Origin of the sequence: Acidithiobacillus thiooxidans ATCC 19377 (assembly GCF_009662475.1) — a bacterium.
GTDB lineage: Bacteria > Pseudomonadota > Gammaproteobacteria > Acidithiobacillales > Acidithiobacillaceae > Acidithiobacillus > Acidithiobacillus thiooxidans.
Genome location: NZ_CP045571.1, coordinates 1,152,866 through 1,176,610, shown reverse-complemented (window position 1 = coordinate 1,176,610; position 23,745 = coordinate 1,152,866). Strand labels below are relative to the sequence as shown.

The 23,745-nt window shown below is 50.0% G+C and carries 21 protein-coding genes and 1 pseudogene; 7 read left to right on the top strand and 15 right to left on the bottom strand.

Translation table 11 applies throughout. From position 1 onward, the window contains the following. The first annotated feature begins 2 nt into the window (after positions 1 to 2). Both glnD and hflD read left to right on the top strand, forming a co-directional pair. Positions 3 to 2,600: a [protein-PII] uridylyltransferase gene (glnD, locus tag GCD22_RS06095; protein ID WP_031569717.1), complete on the top strand. Its 2,598-nt coding sequence runs from the start codon at positions 3 to 5 to the stop codon at positions 2,598 to 2,600. Positions 2,601 to 2,632: 32 nt separating this feature from the next. Further along, positions 2,633 to 3,292: a high frequency lysogenization protein HflD gene (hflD, locus tag GCD22_RS06090; protein WP_031569719.1), complete on the top strand. Its 660-nt coding sequence runs from the start codon at positions 2,633 to 2,635 to the stop codon at positions 3,290 to 3,292. A gap of 11 nt (positions 3,293 to 3,303) precedes the next feature. Here hflD and GCD22_RS06085 read toward each other — a convergent pair whose 3' ends face one another. The 7 genes from GCD22_RS06085 to GCD22_RS06055 form a co-directional block, all read right to left on the bottom strand. Beyond that, complete coding sequence (locus tag GCD22_RS06085) at positions 3,304 to 5,433, bottom strand: acyltransferase family protein (RefSeq protein WP_031569721.1); 2,130 nt, start codon at positions 5,431 to 5,433, stop codon at positions 3,304 to 3,306. Positions 5,434 to 5,459: 26 nt separating this feature from the next. Beyond that, complete coding sequence (locus GCD22_RS06080; RefSeq protein WP_031569723.1) at positions 5,460 to 6,260, bottom strand: SGNH/GDSL hydrolase family protein; 801 nt, start codon at positions 6,258 to 6,260, stop codon at positions 5,460 to 5,462. A 53-nt stretch (positions 6,261 to 6,313) separates the two neighbouring features. Then, positions 6,314 to 6,571 carry an EscU/YscU/HrcU family type III secretion system export apparatus switch protein gene (locus GCD22_RS06075; RefSeq protein ID WP_010639902.1) on the bottom strand — a complete coding sequence of 86 codons (258 nt, stop codon included), beginning with the start codon at positions 6,569 to 6,571 and terminating at the stop codon, positions 6,314 to 6,316. Continuing rightward, positions 6,564 to 7,712 carry a flagellar hook-length control protein FliK gene (gene fliK, locus GCD22_RS06070; RefSeq protein ID WP_031569725.1) on the bottom strand — a complete coding sequence of 383 codons (1,149 nt, stop codon included), beginning with the start codon at positions 7,710 to 7,712 and terminating at the stop codon, positions 6,564 to 6,566. Before fliK ends, GCD22_RS06075 begins: the two co-directional genes overlap by 8 nt. A 28-nt stretch (positions 7,713 to 7,740) precedes the next feature. Beyond that, positions 7,741 to 8,535 carry a flagellar brake protein gene (locus GCD22_RS06065; protein ID WP_031569727.1) on the bottom strand — a complete coding sequence of 265 codons (795 nt, stop codon included), beginning with the start codon at positions 8,533 to 8,535 and terminating at the stop codon, positions 7,741 to 7,743. Between the two features lie 69 nt (positions 8,536 to 8,604). After that, positions 8,605 to 11,412 carry a putative bifunctional diguanylate cyclase/phosphodiesterase gene (locus GCD22_RS06060; protein WP_031569729.1) on the bottom strand — a complete coding sequence of 936 codons (2,808 nt, stop codon included), beginning with the start codon at positions 11,410 to 11,412 and terminating at the stop codon, positions 8,605 to 8,607. Next, positions 11,412 to 11,750: a chemotaxis protein CheB gene (locus tag GCD22_RS06055; RefSeq protein WP_051690459.1), complete on the bottom strand. Its 339-nt coding sequence runs from the start codon at positions 11,748 to 11,750 to the stop codon at positions 11,412 to 11,414. The genes GCD22_RS06060 and GCD22_RS06055 overlap by 1 nt, the downstream gene beginning before the upstream one ends. Positions 11,751 to 12,025: 275 nt before the next feature. Here GCD22_RS06055 and GCD22_RS06050 point away from each other — a divergent pair, with 275 nt between their 5' ends. Then, positions 12,026 to 13,282 carry an EAL and HDOD domain-containing protein gene (locus GCD22_RS06050; protein ID WP_031569733.1) on the top strand — a complete coding sequence of 419 codons (1,257 nt, stop codon included), beginning with the start codon at positions 12,026 to 12,028 and terminating at the stop codon, positions 13,280 to 13,282. Positions 13,283 to 13,372: 90 nt separating this feature from the next. Here the strand turns inward: GCD22_RS06050 and GCD22_RS06045 are convergent, their stop codons facing one another. Continuing rightward, positions 13,373 to 14,587: an ISL3 family transposase gene (locus GCD22_RS06045; protein ID WP_065973572.1), complete on the bottom strand. Its 1,215-nt coding sequence runs from the start codon at positions 14,585 to 14,587 to the stop codon at positions 13,373 to 13,375. A 95-nt stretch (positions 14,588 to 14,682) separates the two neighbouring features. Here GCD22_RS06045 and GCD22_RS18720 point away from each other — a divergent pair. Further along, positions 14,683 to 15,225, top strand: a pseudogene (locus GCD22_RS18720) (HDOD domain-containing protein); the annotation flags it as partial. After that, positions 15,217 to 16,503, top strand: a complete 1,287-nt coding sequence (locus GCD22_RS18715) for a GGDEF domain-containing protein (RefSeq protein WP_342353879.1) — start codon at positions 15,217 to 15,219, stop codon at positions 16,501 to 16,503. The pseudogene GCD22_RS18720 and the gene GCD22_RS18715, both read left to right, overlap by 9 nt. Positions 16,504 to 16,602: 99 nt before the next feature. Here GCD22_RS18715 and motB read toward each other — a convergent pair whose 3' ends face one another. Genes motB through GCD22_RS06020 form a run of 4 tightly spaced genes read right to left on the bottom strand, consistent with a single transcriptional unit; the run spans position 16,603 to position 19,480 of the window. Next, positions 16,603 to 17,616, bottom strand: coding sequence for a flagellar motor protein MotB (gene motB, locus GCD22_RS06035; RefSeq protein WP_010639913.1), 1,014 nt, complete (start codon positions 17,614 to 17,616; stop codon positions 16,603 to 16,605). 6 nt (positions 17,617 to 17,622) lie between these two features. Further along, positions 17,623 to 18,483, bottom strand: coding sequence for a flagellar motor stator protein MotA (gene motA, locus GCD22_RS06030; protein WP_024892718.1), 861 nt, complete (start codon positions 18,481 to 18,483; stop codon positions 17,623 to 17,625). Between the two features lie 13 nt (positions 18,484 to 18,496). Further along, complete coding sequence (locus GCD22_RS06025; RefSeq protein ID WP_031569740.1) at positions 18,497 to 19,006, bottom strand: flagellar basal body-associated FliL family protein; 510 nt, start codon at positions 19,004 to 19,006, stop codon at positions 18,497 to 18,499. Positions 19,007 to 19,045: 39 nt separating this feature from the next. After that, complete coding sequence (locus tag GCD22_RS06020; protein ID WP_010639921.1) at positions 19,046 to 19,480, bottom strand: flagellar protein FliS; 435 nt, start codon at positions 19,478 to 19,480, stop codon at positions 19,046 to 19,048. A gap of 143 nt (positions 19,481 to 19,623) precedes the next feature. Here GCD22_RS06020 and GCD22_RS06015 point away from each other — a divergent pair, with 143 nt between their 5' ends. After that, a complete protein-coding gene (locus GCD22_RS06015; protein WP_051690460.1) occupies positions 19,624 to 20,505 on the top strand; it encodes a GGDEF domain-containing protein in 882 nt (293 codons plus the stop codon). 69 nt (positions 20,506 to 20,574) lie between these two features. Further along, the gene (locus GCD22_RS06010; RefSeq protein WP_024892715.1) at positions 20,575 to 22,137 is read left to right on the top strand and encodes a GGDEF domain-containing protein; all 1,563 of its coding nucleotides are present in this window, start codon (positions 20,575 to 20,577) and stop codon (positions 22,135 to 22,137) included. On the opposite strand, the gene GCD22_RS06005 is transcribed toward GCD22_RS06010, so the two are convergent. The 3 genes from GCD22_RS06005 to fliA are packed head-to-tail and all read right to left on the bottom strand — an operon-like array spanning position 22,116 to position 23,728. Next, a complete protein-coding gene (locus tag GCD22_RS06005) occupies positions 22,116 to 22,271 on the bottom strand; it encodes a hypothetical protein (protein ID WP_153940488.1) in 156 nt (51 codons plus the stop codon). The genes GCD22_RS06010 and GCD22_RS06005 overlap by 22 nt on opposite strands. Positions 22,272 to 22,282: 11 nt before the next feature. Further along, complete coding sequence (locus GCD22_RS06000; RefSeq protein ID WP_010639927.1) at positions 22,283 to 23,026, bottom strand: flagellar motor protein; 744 nt, start codon at positions 23,024 to 23,026, stop codon at positions 22,283 to 22,285. A 12-nt stretch (positions 23,027 to 23,038) separates the two neighbouring features. Further along, a complete protein-coding gene (gene fliA / locus GCD22_RS05995) occupies positions 23,039 to 23,728 on the bottom strand; it encodes an RNA polymerase sigma factor FliA (RefSeq protein ID WP_031569746.1) in 690 nt (229 codons plus the stop codon). Positions 23,729 to 23,745 lie beyond the last annotated feature (17 nt).

The window sequence follows — 23,745 nt, the reverse complement described above, 5'->3', positions numbered from 1 at the left end:
ACATGCCCGAATTGATGGCAGGCGAGAACCTGTCAGGCGTACCGGAAACCCTGCGTCAGGAACGGTCTGTTTTACGGAGCCGTTTCTCTCCACGGCAGAGTAGTCGCTCGCTCTTGCGCCAGCACTGTGCTCTACTGGACAAATCCTTGCGCAAAATCTGGCGTCAGACTGCAGCAGAGCATGAACAGAGCGTAACCAGACTCAGCCTGATTGCCGTAGGAGGTTATGGGCGCGGGGCCCTGTTTCCCGGCTCGGACCTTGACCTGCTGATTCTCACTCCACCCGCACTTTCGGAAGACGAAGAGCAATTCATTCATTTTTTTCTGACGGCGCTGTGGAATTTGCAAATGGAAGTAGGCTCCAGTGTGCGGTCGGTTCAGGAATGTCTGGAAAAGGCGCGAGAAGATCTCAGCATTGCCAGCACGTTTCTGGAAGCCCGTTATCTTTACGGATCGCGGGAATTATTGGCGCAACTGAAAGAAACCCTCCGCGCCAATCCGCCCTGGAAACCGGAAGTTTTTTTTGCTGCCAAACTCGCCGAACAGGAAAACCGCCACGCCCGCTGTAGCGATACGGCTTTTCATCTGGAACCCAACCTGAAAGAGGGTCCCGGCGGGCTTCGCGATATTCATCAGCTGCAATGGCTGACTGGTAGCATTTTCGGAGACAGCAGCCTGCTGTGCCTGCGCCAGAAAAACCTGGTCACCCCGGAAGAATATCGGCAACTTCTCCGGGCTCAGTCTTTTCTGACGCGCCTGCGCATCACCCTGCACTATGCCAGCGGCCGCCATGAAGACCGCTTGCGTCTGGAGCAGCAACGCCAACTCGCCGAGGTACTGGGTTACCAGGAGCGTCCCGGCCGCAGTCCGGTTGAACAGCTCATGCAAAAGCTTTATCGCGCTTTTGCCGACATTATGCGCATTGCTGCCATTGCTCAGGAAAATATTGCCCTATACCTGGCTGATCAGGGCAGCCTGGGCGAAGATTCAGCACAACCTGTGCGGAACACAGTGCCCCTTCCCCAGGCAGACAATCCGCAATTATTGCAGAAAATATTACGCCTGTTTCGCGAGCTGGCCGAAAACCCGCAGAGCATTTCTCTGGACGCATTGACCCAACGCGCGCTTTATAAGTTGCGCAGTAAAATCCAGCCCCGCAATCTTGAACAGGATCCCATCGCCAGAAATGAATTCCTGGCGCTGCTGGCGCAAGCAGATGGCGCTTATGACAGCCTGAAAATCATGCACCAATGTGGCATCCTCGGGCGGCTGATTCCCGCTTTTGAACGCATTACCGGCCGTATTCAGCATGATCTGTTTCACGTCTATACCGTCGATCAGCACACTCTGTTTCTGCTGCGGAATATTGGACTGCTTCATAAGCAGGAAGAAACCCGGATGTCCGTACTCAAACAGGCCTGGGCACAAGTGGATAAGCCGGAACTGCTGGTTCTGGCCGGGTTATTTCATGATATCGGCAAGGGCCGGGGCGGCGATCATTCCCAAATTGGTGCACAGGAAGTACGGCGTTTTGCCCGACGCCTGCAGCTGTCCGCCAGAGACACGGAACTGATGATCTGGCTGGTGGAGCAGCACCTGCAGATGAGTACGGTCTCCCAACGCCGTGACCTGGAAGATCCTCAGGTCATCCAGGATTTTGCCAGAATGGTCGGCGATGAACGGCATCTGGCCTACTTGCTGTTACTGACCGTAGCAGACATGCGTGCCACCAACCCGGACCTCTGGAACGACTGGAAAGGCTTGTTGCTCAGCACCTTGTATCGCGCTACGGCTACCGAATTGCAGCAGGAAGATCGCAGCCGTCAAGACCTGCCGCACATTGTCCGGGATCGTCAGGAAAACGCGTTGCAATGCCTGACGCAGGAAGAGCAAATCCGCGCCAGGGTATTCTGGCAGCATTTATCGGGAGCCTATTTTTCACGTTACAGCGAAAATGAACTGCTGTGGCACATTCAACAGATTCTCGCTCATAAAAGTCGTAAAACCCTGGTAGCTGTGCGCGCCCACCAGCCTGAGGGCAGCGAAATCCTGATTTATGGTCCTGACCGCCCCGGTCTGTTTCAGCAAATTACCGGCGCCCTGGATCGCCAGGCCCTCAACATCATCGACGCGCGCATTGATACCAGTGAAGATGGTCGAGCCATTGACACCTTCCTGGTCATTGACAACAGTCACGCCTTTGCGCGAACCGAGCAGGCCGACCAGGATCTGGCAGCGCGGCTGCGCGGCATTATCGAAGGAGAAACCGAAAGCAAACCACATTTTGGTCTGCGCCACCGCGACCCACGCCATCGCTTTTTCGCCCAGCGTCCCGCAGAAATCCGTGTGGATAACCACGCCCTCTCCCGCTATACCCTGCTTGAAGTGCGTGCGGCCGATCATCTTGGACTGCTTTATCGGGTGGGTGAGGTATTACGCACCTTACAGCTGAATATTCATGGCGCCAAGGTGTCTACATTTGGTGAGCGGGTTGAAGATACCTTTTTTATTCTCAATGAAAGGGGTAGACAATTAACGGAAACCCAAAGCAAAAAACTTACTGGCACGCTGGATGAAATGCTCAACGGGCAATCACAATAAATGATTTTTTCAAATAATAAAGGCAGATTTACATGTGGGGTTTTCTGATTCCCAAAGCAGACCGCCGCCGTGATCGTACTTTGGCGTTGGCCGGTATTATCCGTAGCGCCCTGCTGGTACAGAACATTGCCCGCAATGGTGAACAACCGGGGCCACTATTGGCCACCTGTATTCACAGTATTCTGTCCCTGGACAGTGCCAGCACCCGTCAGGCATTGGGAGACATCCAGAGTTTACGACAGGCACTGGCCCTGCTCTGCCCGCTCCTGCAACGCGGCCCCGCCAATGCCCAGGAAGCCGAACTGCTGCGCTACGCCATGGCGATGAGCAGCCTGAGTAAACGCCTGTTAAAAAATCAAAGCGCTACCCAGCGCGTGCATGAAGGTATTCAGCAGGCCCAGCGGCAAATCCAGCATTTTGGTGACCCACTGCAGAGCAGCGTCATTGCCGGTCTGGCGCAAACCTACACGGAAGCTATCGGCACCTTGCGCCCGCGTATTATCGTCAGCGGTGACAGCCGCTATTTAAGTGACGCTGACGATGCCGCCCGTATCCGCACGCTCCTGCTCAGCGGTATTCGCGCTGCCGTACTCTGGCGGCAGGCCGGTGGTCACATTCCCGGAAGCCTGCTCGAACGTCGGGGCATTTGTCAGGAAGCGGAAGAGTTGCTTTCTACGAACAATTCATGCTGAAAATGGCCGAATTAATTTTGGAAACCGTCAAGGCCCGAAGCATCAGTGTTTTGCCTTTGTACCGGCACCGCATTGCTAAAGACAGATGCCGTAGACGCGGTGCTCAGCGGCGCGATGGTAAAGGATTTGATGCGGGTGGTAGGTAGCGGAGATTGGGTCTGAGGTTGAACTGAGACTGAGCGCGCGGGAGCCGTCGCCGACTGCGTACTTGCTGTACTGAATTTAAGTGGCTTGGTGGCAACCAGATGCGCTTGACCTGATTGAACAGACTGCGCATGAGCAACCGGCTGAGGTTGTTGATAACCCATGGTGTACAACTTTCCAAGCATTGCATTCACCAGGGCCTGGGCACCGTCCCAGGTCAAGTGGACCTGATCAGGATCAAAGTAATTATATTGATCATGGCTGATACGATTCCAATGCAACAAATAAACATTGGGATATTGTGCCTTGGCGCGGAGATACTGTGCTTTAACTTCGTTTTCCCAGACTCTGGGAACATTGGGAATAATCAGCATGACTTTGCGATTTCCGGCTTCGCGCATGACCCGATCCAGATCCTGGGTAAAGACATCGCCATTACTGCCCAGCTCCAGGACAATATAACGAATATCTGCATTTTGAGGTTGCGTCAACTCTGCCTGCAGGACGGATGGGGCCCGCGAAAACTGTCGACCCACTTTACCGTCCAGTATGGCATTGGGAACCTGATGAATCACAAAGCCTGACCATCCCAGAAGAATGGAATCCGTAACAACCAATACCTGTTTGTCTGGATAGGCACGATTTTGGCGGATTTCCTGTCCGTTATAGAGATACCCCGGTTGTGGATTGGGCTGCCAGGTCATGGAGCCAGCCGCCGGCGCAGACGTTGCGCCTCTGGCACTGAGGGCATTTCCCGCCGGTTCCGCCAGGACCGCATTACCTGATTGACGGATTGCCAGTAACTGCTTCTGCAACTGGGCAATTTTGAGCGCCTGGTAATGCTTGTATAACAGCAGATGGAGATTTTTTTCGCGTTCATGAATAAATTGCTGATTAACCACCACCGAATCGTACCAACCGGCAATGCCCAAACCCAGAATCAAAGCCACAGTAAAAGCTGTTTGCAGGGAAAAATGATGCCGCGCTTTCTTGCCAAAAGCATTCTGTATACTGACTTCAACCAAGGCATAGGTAAGCACCGACAACAACAGGATAATCAACACAGAAAGTATCACTAAAACGTAATCAGTCGCGCCATGATAAAAATAATAGAGGAAAGAAATAACTGGAACATTCCATAAATACAAGGAGTATGACATCTCTCCCAAAGCCCCACCCAACTGCCATTTCATCTGTGCAAAGACAGTAGATCGTTCCGCAGCATAAATATAAATTGCAGTAAGCAATAATACTGGTAAAGAATATATGACATAATTCTGATAAGGAGCCAGCAGTAACAGGACAATAATACCCAGCACTGCCATGACCACCAGCAGATCAAAAACGACGGGAATTTTTTTAGCCTCACGACCACTCAGAACCATGAAACCCAGAATCCCGGCAATATAGGAAAAACCATGCCAAGGTAAAACATAAGCAGCATTAAGCTGATGATGTACACCCAACCAGCATGCTCCCCCGGCCGTAACCATCAGCAATAGCAACATCAGCACAAAATAAAAATACTGGTTGCGAATTATTTTACGCAGCAAAAAATGCAAAACATACAACTGCACCAATAATGAAATAAACCACATTCCAATAAAGGGGTGCGGCATCGCAAAGGTCTGAAAATAAGGTATATGATGAAATATCAGATAAAAGTTATAGACAAAAAGCGATGAATAAACAGCTGGTTGCCAACTGGTCAGATGAAAGTAATAACCAAACAGAGTAACTACCCAGGTTACCACCAGCATGGGAATGACAATACGAGAAAGGCGTCTTCTGAAGAAAGTGCGCACACTGTTCAGAAAGCCAGCATCCGGCGCATGGCGCATGGATCTCTCTATTAAGTATCCGGAAACAAAGAGAAATACATCAACACCCAGATAACCACCAGAAAACCATGCGCTGCCAAAAGTAATGGTTTCATGCACATGAAACCCAATGACGCCGACCATGGCGAGAAATTTCAGATAATCCAGATAGAGCATACCGTCATCCCGCAAAATTTTATGGATTAGTTTTTGTCTTCAGTTTTTTTAATATCACGAGCAATGGCATGTACCATGACCTGAATTCCCTGCCAATTGGGATGAACCAGGTCCGTCCAGAAATATTGCGGATGATTTTTGCTGAGCAGATCCCAACGTACCAGATGCACATTCGGGTGTGTGGCGGCGGTTTGCAGATAAAGCTGTTGTACTTCATGTTCCCAAGATCGGGGCATTTCCGGCATCACCAGAAATACCTGGCGGTGGCCAAGCATTTTGAGTAGTTGCTGCATGTCCTCAGGATACACTTCACCATTCGTACCCAATTCGATGACGACATCACCAACCCCTTGGGTCATCCCGGTTTGTTGCATGGTCTTCCAGATGGGCAGCGCGCTGGAAAACTGTCTACCCACCCGCCCACTGATAAGCGCATTGGGAAACACATGCGCAAAATATCCCGACCAGCCGGTCAAAATACTGTCACCAATGATAATGACGCCGACTGGATAAGTTTTAGGAAAACGCAGCACCGAACGAGCATCCAATACATAGCCCGGATCGGGTGATTCGGAAAAGTCCTTATGCGCATCAATAATCGCCATCTGATCCAGATAACGTTCGGATTTCTGCGGGGCGGGTGCCTTACGCGCCACAACGGGGGCAGGCAGAGTCTCGTGGATGGGCTTCACCGCATAGGAAGTGTTTTCATCCATGCAGGCCGCGAGGCCCAGACAGACCCCGATCATCAAGCTGAAGCGCGCCAGACGGATAGGTTTTACTCCCGTAAAACGACTGGAAAGGTTGCGAAACACCTGATGCGACATGACTATCCTTGATGTCTTTATTTTTTGCTGGACGACTTTAACAATAAAACGAATTACATGCCACGCTCAATTTTATAAACCCAGGCCAACACCTCGGCTACAGCCTGATAGAGCTGAGGTGGTATTTGTTGATCCAGGTCCAGCTGCATGAGCAGACTAACCAGCTCCTTGGACTCATGGACAAATATACCGGCCTCTCGCGCTCTGGCAATAATTTGCTCAGCTACCAGACCCTGCCCCTTGGCAATCAGAGTAGGTGCTGCATCTTCTGCCTGATAACGCAGAGCCACTGCACTTTTAGGTTTATCCATGTACGGAATCATCCACCTGACGAATCTGCTGCGTCGAAACCTGTAGACCCAAATTCTGCAAGGATTGGGTCAGCTCGCCTCCGTGCGCCCGTAGTAAAGCGGCCTGATCTGCAGTGAGAACTAGATGCAAGGTAGATTTGTCTAGTTGCAGACGGGCTTCCACGTGCCCAAGCTTGGGCAGATCCAGAATCAGGGTACTATCCCAGCGCCGGGAGGGAACATCTTCACCCGCTTGAGAAGGCTCTTCACCATCTCCATCACGACGCCTCACCAACCAGCTCACGTTCTGACCCGGCCAAAGAGGCCCCGCCCAGACAAATTGCTGCTGATTCAACACCTGGATTTGTTGACCCAAAATCTGCATGGAAGCGGCATTTGCGTTGCTGGATAAAAATAACGCGCCCGATTTATTCAAGTCGGCAATTTGTGCATAAGTTGCAGCCCCTTGATTTGGGGCCTTGCTGGTGTCACCTGCAGAAAAAGGAAGAGATGACAATGTGGCTCGCGACGCATTTTCATTCGCTGGTGCTAATTCGGTTGCGCCCTTTTGAGTGGAAGTCAGGACAGGATTATGGATGGAATGGGCTGCGGTGTCAGTCATGGGTCTGCCCGCATTTTGTGGTTCGGCCAACAAGTTTTGTGTAGTCCATTGACCCTGATTCCACGCGGCCAGATGGCTTTCGTAAAAAATACCACTCTGCTGCAAGCTGCTCTGTAAAAAATTCGCAATATTGGCCGGAGACGTCTCATTCGGCGCCAACATAGCCGCAGTATGAACGATTTGCGCAGCCGGTTTCCCGGTCTGGACCAGATCGCGTAAGGACTGCGCAGTATCCGATAAAGCCACCTGGTCACTACGCACTGCTGCCAAATGACTCATCAGCAAAAACTTGGGATTATTACTGCCACCCAGGTAGGTCAACTGTACTTCCTGCCCTGCTGACCAGTGGCCCGGCAATTCAAAGGCCAGCGTCTTTCCGGCTACCGCAAGCATGGTTTGCTGATCGCCCGATTGTAAGACTTTTGCACTCAGCGTATTTCCCGGCAGCAGGCTATGAGATAGCGATATTGCCGTGGCATGATTCAGAGCTGTTTCCACCACTCTGATCGTGTATGCCGTTTCCAGAGTCGTGGAATTCATGCGCGCATTTCTTCAGGCATCTCAACCGTCAGCTTTTCCACCAGCTTTTTATTTTACCGCCCCAAGAAGAAGGTTGCTGTTTTCCTGAACTGCGCAGTCCAATACCCAGCATCCTCAATATTTCCCGATCACGGGTTTGCACATATTGGGCCACTTTTTCCTGATCAGCGGCTGGTGGATTTTGAAACTCCACACCCAGAATGACGCCGGTAGCACCCGCAACATGATTGTCCACGAAACGAATAACTGCCGGCATGTGCAAAGGATCACTATCGCGAATTTTAAATACCAACTGAGATAAAATTTCGCTGGGCTGAAAAGGCAGATCCTTGGGACAGCGACTCATAATCCGGATTCCTCCGGCACTGATATCCTGCATACGTCCAGAAACCATCAAGGCACCCTGACGATAAATTTCCACCTCATCGGGATCCTGTACGGTGGGAGGTACCCGAAAAAGCTGACGACGCTGTAACTGATAAATCGCATCGGGATAATGCAGAACAATGTCAGATTCTTCTTGACGCAATATTTGGCTCCGAAAACCACTGATCACCCCATCTACCCGGGAAAGTACCGTGACTTGCAAGCCAGCTTCAATCTGTTTCGGAAAATTCAAAGGCACATCAATGTGTAATTCACTTTCCGACTTTATGTTCAGCAACAGTGTGTTATAACTCTGAGACTGGTCATCCAGCCACAAGGTACAGAAAATATGTTCCCGCCATACATTTTCCAGGATACCTGACGCTTTTACCGAGGCGGTAACACGAAAACGTTCGGAAAACAGATGGCGACGCATGTCATGAATTTGTTCCGTCATAAAAACCCGCTCTGATCCAGAATATGCATTATCTTATCAGCACCCATGATAGCTGTCGTCAGTTCTGAGCTATGCATGAATTTCCTGCCAGAGACCAGCCATATCCTGAAGACCTACCGTTCGTACCGAACGGAGCACCGGCGGAATCAGGCAATCTCGCCAGGTAAAAAAGGCATTTTCCGGCAGCGGAGGAGAAAGAAGGTATCCCTGAATATAGCGACCACCAAGTTGTAGCCACAAATGAAGCTCATCTGGAGTGGATATACCCTCTGCAACCAAATCGCAGTCCGTCAGCTGGCTGAGCAGGTGACTGGCTCCCGCCACACCAAAACTGGCGATATCCTCACGGAATGCCCGAATAAAACTCTGATCCAGCTTCAACTCATCGAAGCGTAAACGGGCAACAGAAAGCAGTGAAGAGTATCCGGTCCCAAAATCATCCATGGATAACTTGAATCCGCGCATTTGGCACCATTCCATAACTGGACGCGCAGATTTACGCCCGATAACAGAAGCTGTTTCGGTAATTTCCAAGGTAAAACCCTTACCATCAGGACACAACTGTTCAATATCCTGCATAAATGCGGGATCAAGAAAATGTTTGGCCCCTATATTCAGCGAAATCTGCAACTCCAGACCTTCTGAGCGCATGCGCTTGCCTAAGCGCGCGGCTTCTTCCAGGGCCCAACAGCCTAACATTCTAACCAGGTGGGCATTTTCTTCGACATAAGGCATAAATTTGCCGGGTCCAATCCAGTGAGCATGTGCTGGACACCAGCGCGCCAGCATTTCCACGCCGGTCAAACAGCCTTTCAGCATATCGGCTTTGGGCTGCAGGAAAAAATGTACATCCCCCTTCTGCAAAGCACATGGAAAATCCCGTCGTACCCACAGTCTTTGCTTCGCACGGCGAGAGACTTCTCCTGCAAAAAACTTAAAAGCATTTCCGCCCTGGCGCTTGGCTTCGGCCAGCGCTTCATCGGCCTGGGCTATCAGCGTATAAACATCTTGTCCATCTGCCGGAAACATCGCCCAGCCAATAGACGTAGATAAAGTCGAGTCCAATATTTTGCGTGCCGAATTCTGAACAGCTTTCAGAATCTCTTCTCCGATTGAAATAGCGTGATCTGCATCGTTTAATTTAATGAAAAGCCCGAACTCATCACCACCGACACGCGCCAGGATATCATCAGTTTGGGGCAGCACTCCCTGTAATTGACAGGCAATTTCCTGTAAACATTGATCCGCTTCCAGTGAACTGAAAGAAGTATTGATCTCATTAAACATATCCATATCCAGCAAGGCCAAACCAAATAATGACTGAGCTTCACTGACAGTGTTCAGACTATTTGTAACGAGCGTGGTAAAATGGGACCGGTTCGGTAATCCGGTTAATGCATCCGTCTGCAGCAGGCGCTCCTTCTCTTTTATCGCTTGTATTTTTTCCTTATAGCTTTCGAGATCGTGCAACAAGGATTCCCAATGCACAATTAAACTTCGGCCAAAAAGCCAGCGGGTCAGACGGGTTATTTCCAGCACAAAAATGGCTACTGGAAAAGGCGATCTTGCCGCCATGACCGGCCAGGCGATAACCTCCCGAAAACCCCGCAATTGTGGATAAGCAACCATCGCCTTGGTCATCATGCCGGAAATATGAGGGGTTCGCGGAGTCACCCGGCATTGTAGACGATACGCCAGAGAGGGCAGGAGTTGCCCCCAAGGTAAATTCTCCGGATCGAGACTCAGGGGAAGATGCCGGAGCGTCCCAGCAAGCCCTGGTTTACGGGCCGAAGCCGCCACCACGGATAAAATGCCCTGTTTTTCATCAGGCACAGCCACATAGGCCGCTAACGCCCCTGTACCTAACACACTAAGCTGCACCAGGCCCTGATAGATTTCATCAACATCTTGCGCCTCATTTACCATTTCATGTAAGGCTTGATGCGCCCGCTGATAACGGCTTTCCACAAAACGCCGATACATCCAGATCAAGGCGACCAAAGCCAGTCCAGATTCAGCAGCTAGTAGCAATACTGTCCAGATATCCAGACGATCCAGTAAATGCTGAAGATCAGGGAGTGGTTGAGAATCCCAGCGCACCTGCATCGTCCACGGTGTACTGCGAACCGGGATCTCCAGATGGGTGGCCCAGGCCTCAGGAATATCGCCTGCCTGTTGCCAGTGTCCATTCATCCATTGAGCGAGGACATGGTGTTGACCGTCCAGAAGCAGCAGCATGTACGCATGCTCCGGGCTGGCACTGGCATGCTGGTTGCCAAAAAACAAGTCCGCCTGACAAATTCTATAAAAATGCTTGCCGGTTGGCTGGGCAGATAACGCAAAAATACGCAGAGGAATATGCAGCAGCCCCTTCTTGTCCACAAAGGAGCGGTCTACTCCGCCTTTCCAGGTATTGACGCCATCTGATAGCAACATATTGAAATCCAGCGGATAATCTACCGCCAGCGGGGATTTATGCGAAGCATCAGCCGAACGGCAGGCCACTCCCGAAAGCCAGGGGTGCATATTGTTAAAACGACGCAGCAGATCGGGGCTTAGCTCCCCGGTCGGCAAACTCGTCATAAACTGTAAGTCACGCATATGCATCTGAATCATGGCAGCGAGATTGCTGGAAAAGCTTTCGGCCAGGCGCATGGCTGCTTCCTGAGTGCGCAGCCGGGAACGATCCAGCAAGTGCTGTTGCCAGCTCTCTATGCTGAAAACCGTCAGGCCAACCAGACTCGAAAAAACCAGCAAAATTGACAGGATAAAAATATGCTGCCGTTTTTGAATGCGCCGCGACATCAGTATGAGCTTTTTCAACGGTTCCGGCATGACGGAATTTTCATCAGCCAAGCCCTGAGAAGTTGTTATCATCAGCGCGCCTCTTCTATGGATCGCGGCAAGCGGCTGGCAATATGGGTCAGGGCTACCACTTCATCAACCCCACCGAGTTTTATCGCTTCCTTGGGCATCCCGAAAACCACGCAACTGGATTCATTCTGGGCAATGGTGCGCGCTCCCGCCTGATGCATCTCCAGCAATCCCTGGGCACCGTCATCTCCCATTCCGGTCATGATCACGCCCCAGGCATTCCGGCCAGCTACCTGAGCCACCGAACGAAACAGCACATCCACTGAAGGCCGATGATGTTTGACTAAAGGTCCACCAAAAACCTGAACGGCAAATTGTGCACCACTTCGGATCAGGCGCATGTGATTTTTCACAACTGATAATTCAAAACTTGAACAGCCCGTCCAAAGGCATTAACAAGAGCTTTCGATACCATTTATTTATCCATCCTGGAGCGTTGTATCAAATTTAAAGCAGTCAAAGTTCTTACGGCACGAAGTAGATAAAACTTTAGGACTTCTTGATTCTGCTCGTGCAGCTATCGGTATTGCGCCATAATGATTATCCACAGGGTTGCTAGATTCCAGAAAATTGCCTAATTGCCGTAACATTAAAGTGTCGAGGATGTGTTAACAAAATGAGCCTAAACTCCCAAAACTCAATTTCCCCTGAAGAAAGTCAAGAACTGGTGGCCCGGCAAGCCATCCTCGGACGCCAAGATGAAATCATCGGCTATGAGCTTTTTGCGCGCAATGAAAGTAGCGGCCCAATGGAAGATCCCTTTCTTTGCTCTGCCCGAGTTCTGATCAAAACTTTCAGCGTTTACAATCTTGAAAGCCTGCTCGGCGGAAAGCCGGCCTTCATCAATTTCACCAACAGCAATTTTGACGAGAAAAGCCTGGAATTGTTTCCCGCCCGACAAGTCATACCCGAGTTCACCATTACCGAAGCACCCAGCCGTGAGTTCCTCAGCCACCTGCTGCAGTTACAAAAACTGGGTTTTCGCCTGGCCCTGGATCGTTTCGAAGGCTCCCCTTGGCATCTGGCATTACTCAAAATTGTGGACTTCATCAAAATCGACTGTTTGAACAACACGCCGGAACAATGGGAAGCTTGGATCAGGCAAATCAAAAACTCCAAGCTCCCTCGACATCCTGCAATAGTTGCCACGCGCGTGGAAACGGCCGTTTTGGCTCGACGCTGCTTTGAGGCAGGCGTCGATTACAGTCAGGGCTTCTACTACATGGAGCCGGAAATCGTTAAAGGGAAAACCCTGACCTCCAATCAACATACCATTTTCAATTTGCTCAATCTGCTCCTCGAAGAAAACCCCGTCAGTGACATAGAAGAAGCTTTCCGTCGTGATCCCGGCCTTTCTTATCAACTTTTACGCTATTTGAACTCTGCTGGAATGACACGTGGTCAAGAAATAGAAAGCATTCGCCAGGCCCTTATTTTGCTTGGACGTCACCCCCTGCAACGCTGGCTGACTTTGCTGCTGTTTGCCAGTCGGGGTACACAAAAATCATCCATTCTCACTATGGCCGCAACCCGCGCCAAATTTGCTGAAATTCTCAGAGAAAAATCTCCAGTCCTCGATGATCAGCCAGCCACTATCCATCGCAGCTTTCTCGCGGGTATGTTGTCGCTGCTGGATGTCTATCTAAAGCAGCCACTGCCAGATCTGTTGAATGAATTAAAAATTTCCGATGAAATGCGCAAGGCGCTTATTTATCATGAGGGCGAAGACGGTGCCGTACTTGGACTTATTGAAGCAGCAGAGCATGGAGATCTTGACACTGTTAAAGAAATGGGAAAAAAACTGGGACTTCCACTTGCAGAAATCACGACCGCTTCACTGGATGCAATGAACTGGGCATCCAGTTTAAAATAAGCCAATTTAGACCATGGAAAGGGACGCATCATAATGCTTATTGAAGCTTTTTTGCCGCAGCTAGAAAAAGGTAATTGGTTCCTCGTCATTTCAAGTGGGTAGCCTGAGATCCAGCTTACCCAAGATCAGGTAGGCCATATTGATAAAGTTCTTGTGGGTACGGTAACCCCGAGCTTTCGCCTTGGCGGATTGAATGAGGCTGTTAAAACCTTCCAGAATTCCATTGGTGATCTGGCTCTCAAACCAGTGGAGCACACCATCCCAATGATTCATGATGGTGTAGGCAACCTTGACGATAGGCGGCAGATCGCTGGTCTTGGCGTTTTCCAACCAGGCTTTCAAGAGGGTAGCACCCTGATGGCGATTCTTGATCGTGAAGATGTCCTGAAAGGTCAGGCGGAATTGGTAGGCCTGCGCCGTCTTGAGGTTCTGGTCTTTGAGTAATGCCTGCAGCTTTTCTTTCTGCTTCACCTTGAGTTTCCGTTCATTCTTGAGCCAGAGCCAGCGGGTCTTTTTGAGGTCTGGCTGGGTAAATGCTTCGCTCCTGCGTACCGCGTCCACGGCCTCGTTGACGAGCTTCATGAGGTGGAAACGATCAAAGGTCACCTGGGCGTTGGGAAGATGCTCTTTAGCCCCTTTCTGGAAGGCGGGAGACAAGTCCATGCTGACGTCCGTGACAGCTTCTGCGCTGCCCCCATGGGCTTCAAGGTCTGTGGCAAATCGCGCAAAAGTGGAGACGTCCTTACCGGGGGTGGCAAACAGCAGTCGCCTAGCTTCCAGATCTACGAAGAGCGTGATGTAGTCATGGCCGCGCCGACTGCTGGTTTCATCGACGCCGACGGCATGGACATGGGCCATATCCACTCTGGTACGGGCTTCGGGCACATAGTGGTCAATCACCCGCCACAGGAGCGTGTCGGTCTCGCCGATCAGGCGGGCTACTGTCAATACCGGCATCTCCCGCACCAGGGTCATGATCAGCGCTTCAAAGAGCAGGGTGAAACGCGAGCCTTCCCGCGCCCAGGGAACAGGGATCTGATGCACCCCATGTTCCGGGCACATCACACGGGGTACGCGGGCGTGGAGATAGGCTTCATGCTGAAAGAAATCCATGTGCCGCCAAGTATGTTCACGGGTGTCATGTACCGGACACTCCTCACCACAGACGGGGCAAGCAAAGCGACTGCCCTTGGGAAAGTTGATGTGCAGATCCAGGCGCTTCTCCTCCACTTGGAAGGTCACATCGTCCACCAACCACGGCGGTACCAACCCTAACGCGAGAGAAAACAGCTCTTCTGGGACCATCAGCTAACTCCTATTCGGGACACAACTGCTCCGCTGCATTGTAAACCCTACCCACTCGATCTGACGAAGAGCCAGGTAATTGTCCTTCTCCTTCGCAAAGCACGTTAGCGCTCATGGACTTGCTGCAAAAAGAAGATGCAAGCCTGGACGAAGCTGCGCGGCTCATTCGGCTTGATCCGATTTTGGTAGCCAAAACCATCAAGCTCGCCAATTCCCCCATATATCGTCCTTCGCGCCCGATTGTATCTTTAGATGAAGCTTTGATGCGAATCGGTCTGCAGGTGGTAGTTCGCATGGCGCTGGGCCTTACCCTGATCACTGAAAAACTTCCTGACGCTCCTGATTTTGATTTGAATCGTTTCTGGTCAGCCAGCTTGTTACGGGCGATTGCTATGCAGGCCCTGGCAAAAGAAATCGGGAACTGGCCCGCCGGTGAGATTTTTATTTTTGGCTTATTAAGTGAAATCGGCAGTTTGATGATGGTCTGTACTGCTCCAGAAAAAAGCATCATATTTAACAATAAAGGCCTAAGTTTTGCTGAGCAGAAAATTCTGGAAAAAAATGAATTCGGATTTAGTCGTCATGATTTGACTGCCGCTCTGATGCGGCAGTGGCGACTCCCGGAAACCATGGTTATGGCTATTGAAAACTGCAGTTCCGGCACTGATTTCGAACTTGAGCACGCATCCAATAGCGCGCCAGATCGACTGCAAACCCTTATTCGCATTCTCGGTGCCGGACGTAGTATCACTGAATGGGCCATGTCTCCAGCGTCTGATCGCAGCCTGGAAGTCCTGCAGGAAAACATCCAAAGCTGGTGGATGAATACGCCGCACTTCGTAACCATGATTCACCATATACTCGCTGAGTGGAGAGATATCGCCGAAATTTTTGAATTGCCGCATTCTCCCCCGGGACTTGAAAACCTGGAGTCCATACGTAATACGTTGATGCGTTTACGAGAGGATCACCAAGATATTCGCAACAAACCACTACTTCTAGTAGATGACCAGGCCGGAGACCGGGCATTGTTACAGCGCACTCTCGAGCCTGCCGGTTATCAAACCCTTCAGGCTTCCACTGCAGACGAAGCCTTCACCATTATTTATAAAAATTCTCCTCGGATTATTCTGTTGGATTGGGTGATGCCCGAAATCGACGGTCTGGATTTATGTCGTCGGCTGCGCCGCGAGTTTGGCCCCCGACTGTACATTATTATTTTGACGGCTCATTACGATCAGAGCTATGCCGTGGAAGCTTTGCAAGCCGGTGCCAACGATTATTTGAGCAAGACTATATCCCGGAGTGTTCTATTAGCTAAACTTGCTGTAGCCCAACAGATAGTAGAATTCATTTCTTCACTTGAAAGTAACTGCGAAAAACTCATTCATCAAAATAACTCGTTACAATCCATGGCTATGAAAGATGCATTAACCGGTCTTGCCAATCGTCGCGGAGCGGATGAGTTTCTGAAGCAGCACTGGTCGAATGCCCTGCGCAGTCAAAGCATTTTAAGCTGTATCATGATAGATATTGATTATTTCAAACAAATCAATGATCAACATGGCCATGATCAAGGAGACCTGGTACTGGAAGCCATGGGAAAACTACTTCTGGAAACGTCACGAGTGGGTGATCTTACGGCACGGGTGGGAGGAGAAGAATTCATGATTGTCTGCCTCCAATGCCAATTGACAGACGCAGCCGCCTTGGCCGAACGTATCCGTCGCAAAGCCATGAGTCTGTCTGACAAGCTGCCGCCCATTACCATTAGTGCCGGTGTTGCCGAATTAACTGAAGACATAACTGACAGCGAGACATTAATGCGTGCTGCGGATCAGGCTTTGCTTGAAGCCAAGCGAAATGGTCGAAATCAGGTGATTTGTGCGCCCAAAGCTACTGGGAGTGCTGCATAATGATCGGCCTGATTCAAAAACTGGTTTTGCAGAGGGTCGAGGGACCATAGCCCTATTGGCAGGTCTTCAAGTTGCGGATCATTGGCAATTAGGTGGTTTTCACCCAGGGCTTTTAGCGGGCGCGGCCAATGGCAATGGAAGCACTCCTGGAGTGGCTGCGGGCATACTCCCGGCAATAGTTGGCTTTTCGGCGGCGGCCCCACCGATGATTTGTTGAGCAGCACTGCTATTATCCACACTTTTTTCCATTTTCTGATTATTAACAATCCGCAATGCCGCTTTTTGACTTAATACTACGATGCTTACCCGTCTATTCAAGGGAGAGTCCGGCTCTTTAGGCACGTACAACACCGCCGATCCCATGCCGACTACTCTCAGTATTTTACTTTCATCCAGACCATTCTGAACCAGCACCTGGCGAACAGCGTTGGCACGTCCCGCCGACAGATTGAAATTACTGTAGCCTTTGCCGCCATTCGCATAACGTACGGCATCCGTATGCCCGGTAATACTGATCTGATTGGGTAATTGATTCAAGGTTGGTGCAATAGCCTTGAAAATCGTCTGAGCATAAGGCTCCAGAACAGTGCTGCCATTCGGGAACATGGAACGTTTGGCGCTATCCACCACCTGGATTCGCAATCCTTCCGGAGTAATATTGATCAATAACTGGTGACGAAAAGCCGCCAGCGCAGGGTTGCTGGCAATTTGTGCTTCCAGGGCTTTTTTCAAATGGTCCAGATTCTTACGATCCACTGCTTCTACAGCCGCAGTGAGGGTCGGATTACTGGCAAGATTTTGCCGCTTTTCGCCGCGCTGAATTTCGCCAACAGTTTTCGTCAGATTCTTGCCACCGCCGGGCAAAATGGAATTGGAAGATCCACTACCGGGTCCCCCCATCAATGAAACCCTCTCAGGATTTTTAAACCACTGGGCAATCCCTTGTAATTGTGCTTTGGTAGTGGACCCCAGTAACCACATCAACAAAAAGAAGGCCATCATGGCGGTGATGAAATCCGCATAAGCGATTTTCCAGGCACCACCGTGGCCTCCGCCGCCTCCTTTTTTGATGCGTTTTATGACAATAGGCTTATTTTTTCCCTCTTCAGCCATGATCTGTCATTTCCCCTTGAGCTCCCGCAAATGATTGTCCAACTCTTGAAAGCTTGGACGTTCTGTCGAATATAAAACCTTACGGCCAAATTCCACAGCCACCTGGGGCGGATAAGCATTCATAGTCGCCAGTAACGCCACTTTGATACATTCAAAAATTTTACTTCCTTCTGCTGCCCGATCTTCCATTCGCGAAGCCAAGGGCGACAAAACGGCATAACCCAGAAGAATACCCAGAAAAGTCCCTACCAAGGCTGCAGCAATCAACTCACCCAGCACGGAAGGCGGCTTATCTACGGAACCCATGGTATTTACCACGCCCATTACCGCAGCAACAATACCGAAGGCAGGCATTCCGTCGGCGGTACGAACCAAGGCATGAATGGGAATTTCCATCTCCCGATGATGGGTATCAATATCCACATCCATGAGATTTTCCATTTCGAATGCGCCAAGATTTCCGCCAATCATCAGGCGTAAGTAGTCGGTCAAGAACTCCATCACATGATGATCCGCAACAATACGTGGATATTTTTTAAATAATTCACTAGCCGTTGGATCATCAACATCGCCCTCGATAGACATGAGCCCACCCTGGCGAATCTTAATAAAAAGCTCATTAAGCAAACTGAGTAGTTCCATATAAACGGCTTTGTTGTACTTTGACCCTTTGAAGGCGAGTGGAAGGGCTTTAATGACGGCCTTGAAGGTTCGGGGAAATGTCGCAGCAAAAAAAGCACCGAAAGCACCGCCGCCAATCATGAGCAGTTCATAGGGTTGGATCAGTGCAGTGATGGCACCACCTTCCAGCATGAAACCACCAAAAATGGCACCCAGTGCAACCACATAGCCGATGATCAGAAACATGTGCTAAATCCCACTATTGTACAACAAAACTGGCAAAATACACGGCCGCTATAGGCGGGCTTTTCTCTGGTGTCGGTTTAGCCAGGGCGCCGCCATCTGTTTCCAGCACCTTGTTAACCAACTCTTTGATTTTTTGCAGGAGCTGATCACGCACTGTTGGCTGGCTGACCGTATCGGCATTCTGGGCACTCAATAATAGCAAAATGCCATTGCGAATTTCCGGCATATACGATTTGACTGAGGCTTCCACCGAAGGGTCATAAGTTTTCAGCTGAATCTGAACCTGTATGTAGTGGGTATTGCCATCGGTACTCTGCAAATTGGTTACCAGGGAGCCAAGATCAATGAACTTGGTGTTCTGGAGTTTTTGTTTAGCCTGTTGTTGGGCGATTTGTGCAGGGGTCGGAGCGACAGTGGATCGCATCATAAACCACCAGACAGCAGCACCACCAACAATCACCAGAAATACAATGACTGCAATCAAGATAATAATCAGTTTACTTTTTCCTGCTTTTTCTGCCATGGCGTCCTTGCCTATACGTATTATTTCAAGAATGTAAATTTACCCAGCAAGCATATCATCAAAGTCTATTAATCTGGAAAACCGGACATTTTCATCTCTCTGATCACCGTGCACAATAGACCACTCCAGTCGCAAATCCGCAATGATCGGCTCACAACCGTAAAGTGCCTCCAGATCATTGAACATATTACAGTGGGCCAATTTGAGCAGCAGGTAACGATACAAGCGGTCCAGGCGCAGAATCACTGCTTTTTGGGTTTCTTCTCCTAAATGCAGAAGCAGATGTTGTACGAGTTGCTCGGCGCGTTCTACTGCCACACGTTTGGCCGTATAATCACGGTGCTCGAGGGCGTTCTGGATGCGCAATAAATAGGCTACAACGCCTTCCAGACCGAGCTGCACCAGTGAAAAATCGGTTTGCTCAATGGAATCCAGACGCTGGTCACGCGCAGATCGCTTTGATGTATGGTGCATAATGGATCTCCCCACCCCCGTAATAAACAGGATAACGGCACATCGCGGGGAAAACTTAAGGATGCCTCTTCCACAAAGACCAGAACTGGAAAAGTCGAAAAGTGGCATGGCTTTTGCGTTTAAATCTCCAACGGAGGTGAGTCATGACAGCACAATCACAAACTGAAACATACGCGCATCAAAATGATGCTTCTCAAGTTGACACCAGCCCCTATTTGGCTGACCTCGTTAATTTTTATGAAGCATGGAAATCATTCTGGCAGCTTTGGCTACGCGAGCACCTGCAAGGACGCCCATTACCTCGACAAGCTGAGCAGGACGTACTGCAATCCTTACATACACCGGAATCGCGGATCCCGGAAGGACGTCGAGTGTTTTGGCAGGACCTCCAGAAAATCTACCACAACATTCTGCAAAAACTGCAAGATCTCAATTTAAATGAGGAACCTGCCAGTGATTTATTTGCGGTGATGAATGCTGCAGAGGTCCTTGAGCGCCAATGTTTTGACGAAATCGTGGCTTTTAGTAGAAACCTGGGGGAAGTGGATCCACTCACTGGCCTGCTTAATCGTCGTCGTATGGAGGAAGACCTCTGTCGCGAACAGGCTTTGGTTGACCGTGGTGCTTCTGCATTTATTGCCATGCTGGATGTGGATCATTTCAAGACATTCAATGATCGCTTTGGGCATGTGAATGGCGACCTTGTTCTGAAGGAGCTTTCCCGCCGTTTGTACTCTGCTCTGCGCCCTTACGATGGATTGTATCGCTACGGTGGCGAAGAGTTTTTGACTATATTTCCGCAAATGCATAAAAGCTGCGCCCTACTAACTGCGCAGAGATTGTGTCAAAAAATCGCCTCCGCTCCCTTTCCGCTGGAACAACACGCCCCTGTTCAGGTAACCATTTCCATCGGGATAACCTCCTTGCTGCCTAATGTGCCATCCCATGAACGGATTGCCATTGCCGATGCCGCACTGTATCAGGCCAAACATGAAGGGCGAAACCAGGCGCGCCTGCTGCCTTGATCTTTCCTTTTTTCTGTTAAGTCATTACGATATTCGGCGAGCGTAGCAAGCATCAAAGGCACTATCAGCATGACCCACAAAACTCCCACAGAAATTGCCCGGGAAGCCCTTAAACGCCTTATGGAGCTTGGTTTATCACCGATCCCCGAAAATTATACGCAGTACTATCATGAAATTTCTGGAGCACACAGCACCCCCGAAATAAATTGGCAACATCTTATGCGCCGCTTCTGTACGGAATGGGAAAGATCGCAAGCGGGTTTATCGCATCTTCAAAAAATATTAGCTAAAAATCAGCTTCTGGACGAAAAAAATACCGGCACTTTAGCCATAAAAATGGAACAACTTCTCCAAAAATGGGAAAAACTTCCCACACGTCAGGTAAAAACCAGTCTCGAAGAAACCAATCATGGTGCTTCTGAAGAGGTGAATTGTGAAGGCTGGCAGAAATTATTCAAAACGGTTATCCGCCATTCTATACGGGACCAAGACCCGCCTGGCGCACTTCTTCTGGAGCAACTGGATGGGCTTCTCAACGAAAAAGAAATCCAAGCGGATGCTCTGTTTCCTTTAGCCAGAGATATTTTACAACACCAGCAGGAGCTGGATGAAAAAGAAATAAAAATACGCAAAGGATTACAGGAACTTTTGCAATTACTGCTGAGAAACGTTGCCGACCTACTTGATAATGATGCATTTTTGTCCGGGCAAATGGATGTGGTGCGCCAGGCCGTGCAATTGGCTGATAATCATGAAGAGCTGGATTTGGCAATCCATCGGGTAAAAGAAGTCATTTTTCAGCAAGGAAAACTCAAATCTGAAGTCAGAGAAGCCCGCGAGGCCATTCGTGATCTCGTGAATCTGGTGCTGATGTCTGTCGAAAGCATGGCCGGTGAAAACGGACGCAATCACCAGCAACTGGAGAGCCTGGTCAATGAACTGGACAGCACGACAGATTGGCAGCAAATACGAAAAATTGTCAGTAAGGTCTTGGATACCAGCAAGAACATCACCAAACAATCCATTGAAGCAAGAAACACCTTGATCCAGGCAAAAAATCGTCTGAGCGCTGCCCAGGAAAAAATTCGCAAGTTGGAAGAAGAAATGGAATCCATCAGCCAGCTCGTCCACGTGGATCCCTTGACGGGAACAATGAATCGAAGGGGGCTGAATGCGGCCTTCTTGCGGGAATCCGCTCGAGCCCAACGTCTCAATCAGCCACTGACCGTCGCCATTGTCGATATTGATCACTTCAAAAAAGTCAATGATCAGTATGGACACGATCTGGGTGATCAGGTGTTACGGGGAATGGCCAAGGTTTTACAGGACACCTTGCGCGCCAATGACGTCATCACCCGTTACGGAGGTGAAGAATTTGTCATTTTGATGCCCGATACAACGCCGGAAAATGCATTGGATATTCTGGAGCGTGTGCAACTCCAACTGGGGCGGCAGTTATTTCAAGCTCAAGACCAACCACTGAAAATCAGTTTCAGCGGAGGAATCAGTGTCTGGCAAAATTCCTGTAGTCAGGAACAAAGTATAGCTGCCGCTGACAAGGCCATGTATCGCGCTAAAAAAGATGGGCGCAAGCGTATTTACCTGGCTGATCAGGCAAACTCATCCACTTGATGCCCAGGCTCGCCCTTCTTGCGCTTCGGACTTTCGGGCGACTTTGGATTTTGCTTTTGATCCTGACTGACAGGACGCAAAGGTTGGACGGGTTGAGTGCCGGTTTCTACTGGACGAAAAGGAATATCAGCCATTTGGGTGCTCCTTATTCCGCATAAAAGCTTTGAAGTCGTCCTTCAATAAGTTTCGGATTTTCTCCTTCCGCAATGCCGACCAGACCTTCAATGATCATCTCCCGCAAATAATTCTGCTGGTGAACAATACCCTTAAGCTTGTTGGAAATGGGCAGAAACAGCAAATTGGCAGAGCCCACCCCATATATCGTGGCAACGAAGGCTGTGGCGATACCCGCTCCCAACTTAGCCGGATCGGCAAGGTTTTCCATCACGTGTATCAAACCCAGAACCGCACCGAGGATACCTATGGTCGGTGAGTATCCGCCCGCTGACTCAAACACCCGCGCCGCCTGACGTTCAATTTCCGAGCGGGAATCCATATCCACTTCGAGGGTGGCACGGATTTTGGCAGGCTCTGAACCATCTACCAGCATCTGCAGCCCTTTACGCATAAATGGATCGGTGACGCTCTCTAATAATCCTTCCAAAGCCAGCAGGCCATTTTTGCGCGCTGTATTACTCCATTCCAGAAGCTCTTGAATAATCGGTTGAGGATCTGTTTTGGGGGGCAAAATAATCCACGGCACCATTTTCAAAGAACGTACAAAAACCGGGAGCCGATACTGCACCATCACGGCACCCATAGTGCCGCCAATGACTATGATAAAAGCCGTAAGCTGCAAAACAGAACTCAGCTTACCGCCCTCCAGCAATTGCCCTAAAAATATCCCGCCAAAGGCCACCACCAGCCCTATTATTGTCAAAAAATCCATGTAGCACCCATTTTACGGAGCATCATTCCAATCACCAAGATTACTGCGCAAACGCAAAATCGCCTGACGCATAATCTGGCTAACCCGGGACTCCGTGACTTCAAGCACGATGCCGATTTCTTTCAGGGTCAACTCTTCCTGATAGTACAGGGCTAATACCTGCTGCTCCCGCTCGGGGAGGCATTTTATGCTACCTTGAAGATCTCGAGAAAATTCCGCAGAACCCAATATGGTGGTCATGTCAGGGGTTTTGTCGCGCAAATAACGTCCCGCAAAAACATCCTGATCCGCGCTTAAATCTTCCAGATAAACAATTTGTCCACCCGTATCCTGCAAAGCCGATTGATAGGTTTTGAGATTCCACCCCAACGCAGCGGCAATTTCTTCTTCTTCAGGCGCGCGCCCCAGTTGCTGTTCAAGGCGCGTAATGGCTTTGCGTATAGATTGCTCCTTGGCCCGCGCACGCCGGGGAAGCCAATCCTGATTACGCAGCTCATCCATGATACTGCCACGAATACGCAAGCTCGCATAAGCTACAAAAGCTTCACCTGTACTATTTTCCTGACTGGAAAGCGCATCCATCAAACCAATCAATCCCGCCTGAACCAGATCCGCCAATTCAATATTGGCCGGCAATCGGGCCCACACCCGCTGGGCAATGCGCTGCACCAGTGGCGTGAAACGCGCCACCTCTGCACTCATTGCAACGGATGGTTCCA

Bases quoted from the DNA above. Each gene is read 5' to 3' on its own strand.
- GCD22_RS06050 (WP_031569733.1), top strand. From the start codon at position 12,026: ATGAGCCTAAACTCCCAAAACTCAATTTCCCCTGAAGAAAGTCAAGAA.
- hflD (WP_031569719.1), top strand. From the start codon at position 2,633: ATGTGGGGTTTTCTGATTCCCAAAGCAGACCGCCGCCGTGATCGTACT.
- GCD22_RS06085 (WP_031569721.1), bottom strand. From the start codon at position 5,433: ATGCTCTATCTGGATTATCTGAAATTTCTCGCCATGGTCGGCGTCATT.
- motB (WP_010639913.1), bottom strand. From the start codon at position 17,616: ATGGCTGAAGAGGGAAAAAATAAGCCTATTGTCATAAAACGCATCAAA.
- GCD22_RS06060 (WP_031569729.1), bottom strand. From the start codon at position 11,412: ATGATAACAACTTCTCAGGGCTTGGCTGATGAAAATTCCGTCATGCCG.
- motA (WP_024892718.1), bottom strand. From the start codon at position 18,483: ATGTTTCTGATCATCGGCTATGTGGTTGCACTGGGTGCCATTTTTGGT.
- GCD22_RS06055 (WP_051690459.1), bottom strand. From the start codon at position 11,750: ATGCGCCTGATCCGAAGTGGTGCACAATTTGCCGTTCAGGTTTTTGGT.
- fliA (WP_031569746.1), bottom strand. From the start codon at position 23,728: ATGAGTGCAGAGGTGGCGCGTTTCACGCCACTGGTGCAGCGCATTGCC.
- GCD22_RS06045 (WP_065973572.1), bottom strand. From the start codon at position 14,587: ATGGTCCCAGAAGAGCTGTTTTCTCTCGCGTTAGGGTTGGTACCGCCG.
- GCD22_RS06010 (WP_024892715.1), top strand. From the start codon at position 20,575: ATGACCCACAAAACTCCCACAGAAATTGCCCGGGAAGCCCTTAAACGC.
- GCD22_RS06015 (WP_051690460.1), top strand. From the start codon at position 19,624: ATGACAGCACAATCACAAACTGAAACATACGCGCATCAAAATGATGCT.
- GCD22_RS06065 (WP_031569727.1), bottom strand. From the start codon at position 8,535: ATGACGGAACAAATTCATGACATGCGTCGCCATCTGTTTTCCGAACGT.
- GCD22_RS18715 (WP_342353879.1), top strand. From the start codon at position 15,217: ATGGTTATGGCTATTGAAAACTGCAGTTCCGGCACTGATTTCGAACTT.
- fliK (WP_031569725.1), bottom strand. From the start codon at position 7,712: ATGAATTCCACGACTCTGGAAACGGCATACACGATCAGAGTGGTGGAA.
- GCD22_RS06020 (WP_010639921.1), bottom strand. From the start codon at position 19,480: ATGCACCATACATCAAAGCGATCTGCGCGTGACCAGCGTCTGGATTCC.
- GCD22_RS06005 (WP_153940488.1), bottom strand. From the start codon at position 22,271: ATGGCTGATATTCCTTTTCGTCCAGTAGAAACCGGCACTCAACCCGTC.
- GCD22_RS06075 (WP_010639902.1), bottom strand. From the start codon at position 6,571: ATGGATAAACCTAAAAGTGCAGTGGCTCTGCGTTATCAGGCAGAAGAT.
- GCD22_RS06080 (WP_031569723.1), bottom strand. From the start codon at position 6,260: ATGTCGCATCAGGTGTTTCGCAACCTTTCCAGTCGTTTTACGGGAGTA.
- GCD22_RS06000 (WP_010639927.1), bottom strand. From the start codon at position 23,026: ATGGATTTTTTGACAATAATAGGGCTGGTGGTGGCCTTTGGCGGGATA.
- GCD22_RS06025 (WP_031569740.1), bottom strand. From the start codon at position 19,006: ATGGCAGAAAAAGCAGGAAAAAGTAAACTGATTATTATCTTGATTGCA.
- glnD (WP_031569717.1), top strand. From the start codon at position 3: ATGCCCGAATTGATGGCAGGCGAGAACCTGTCAGGCGTACCGGAAACC.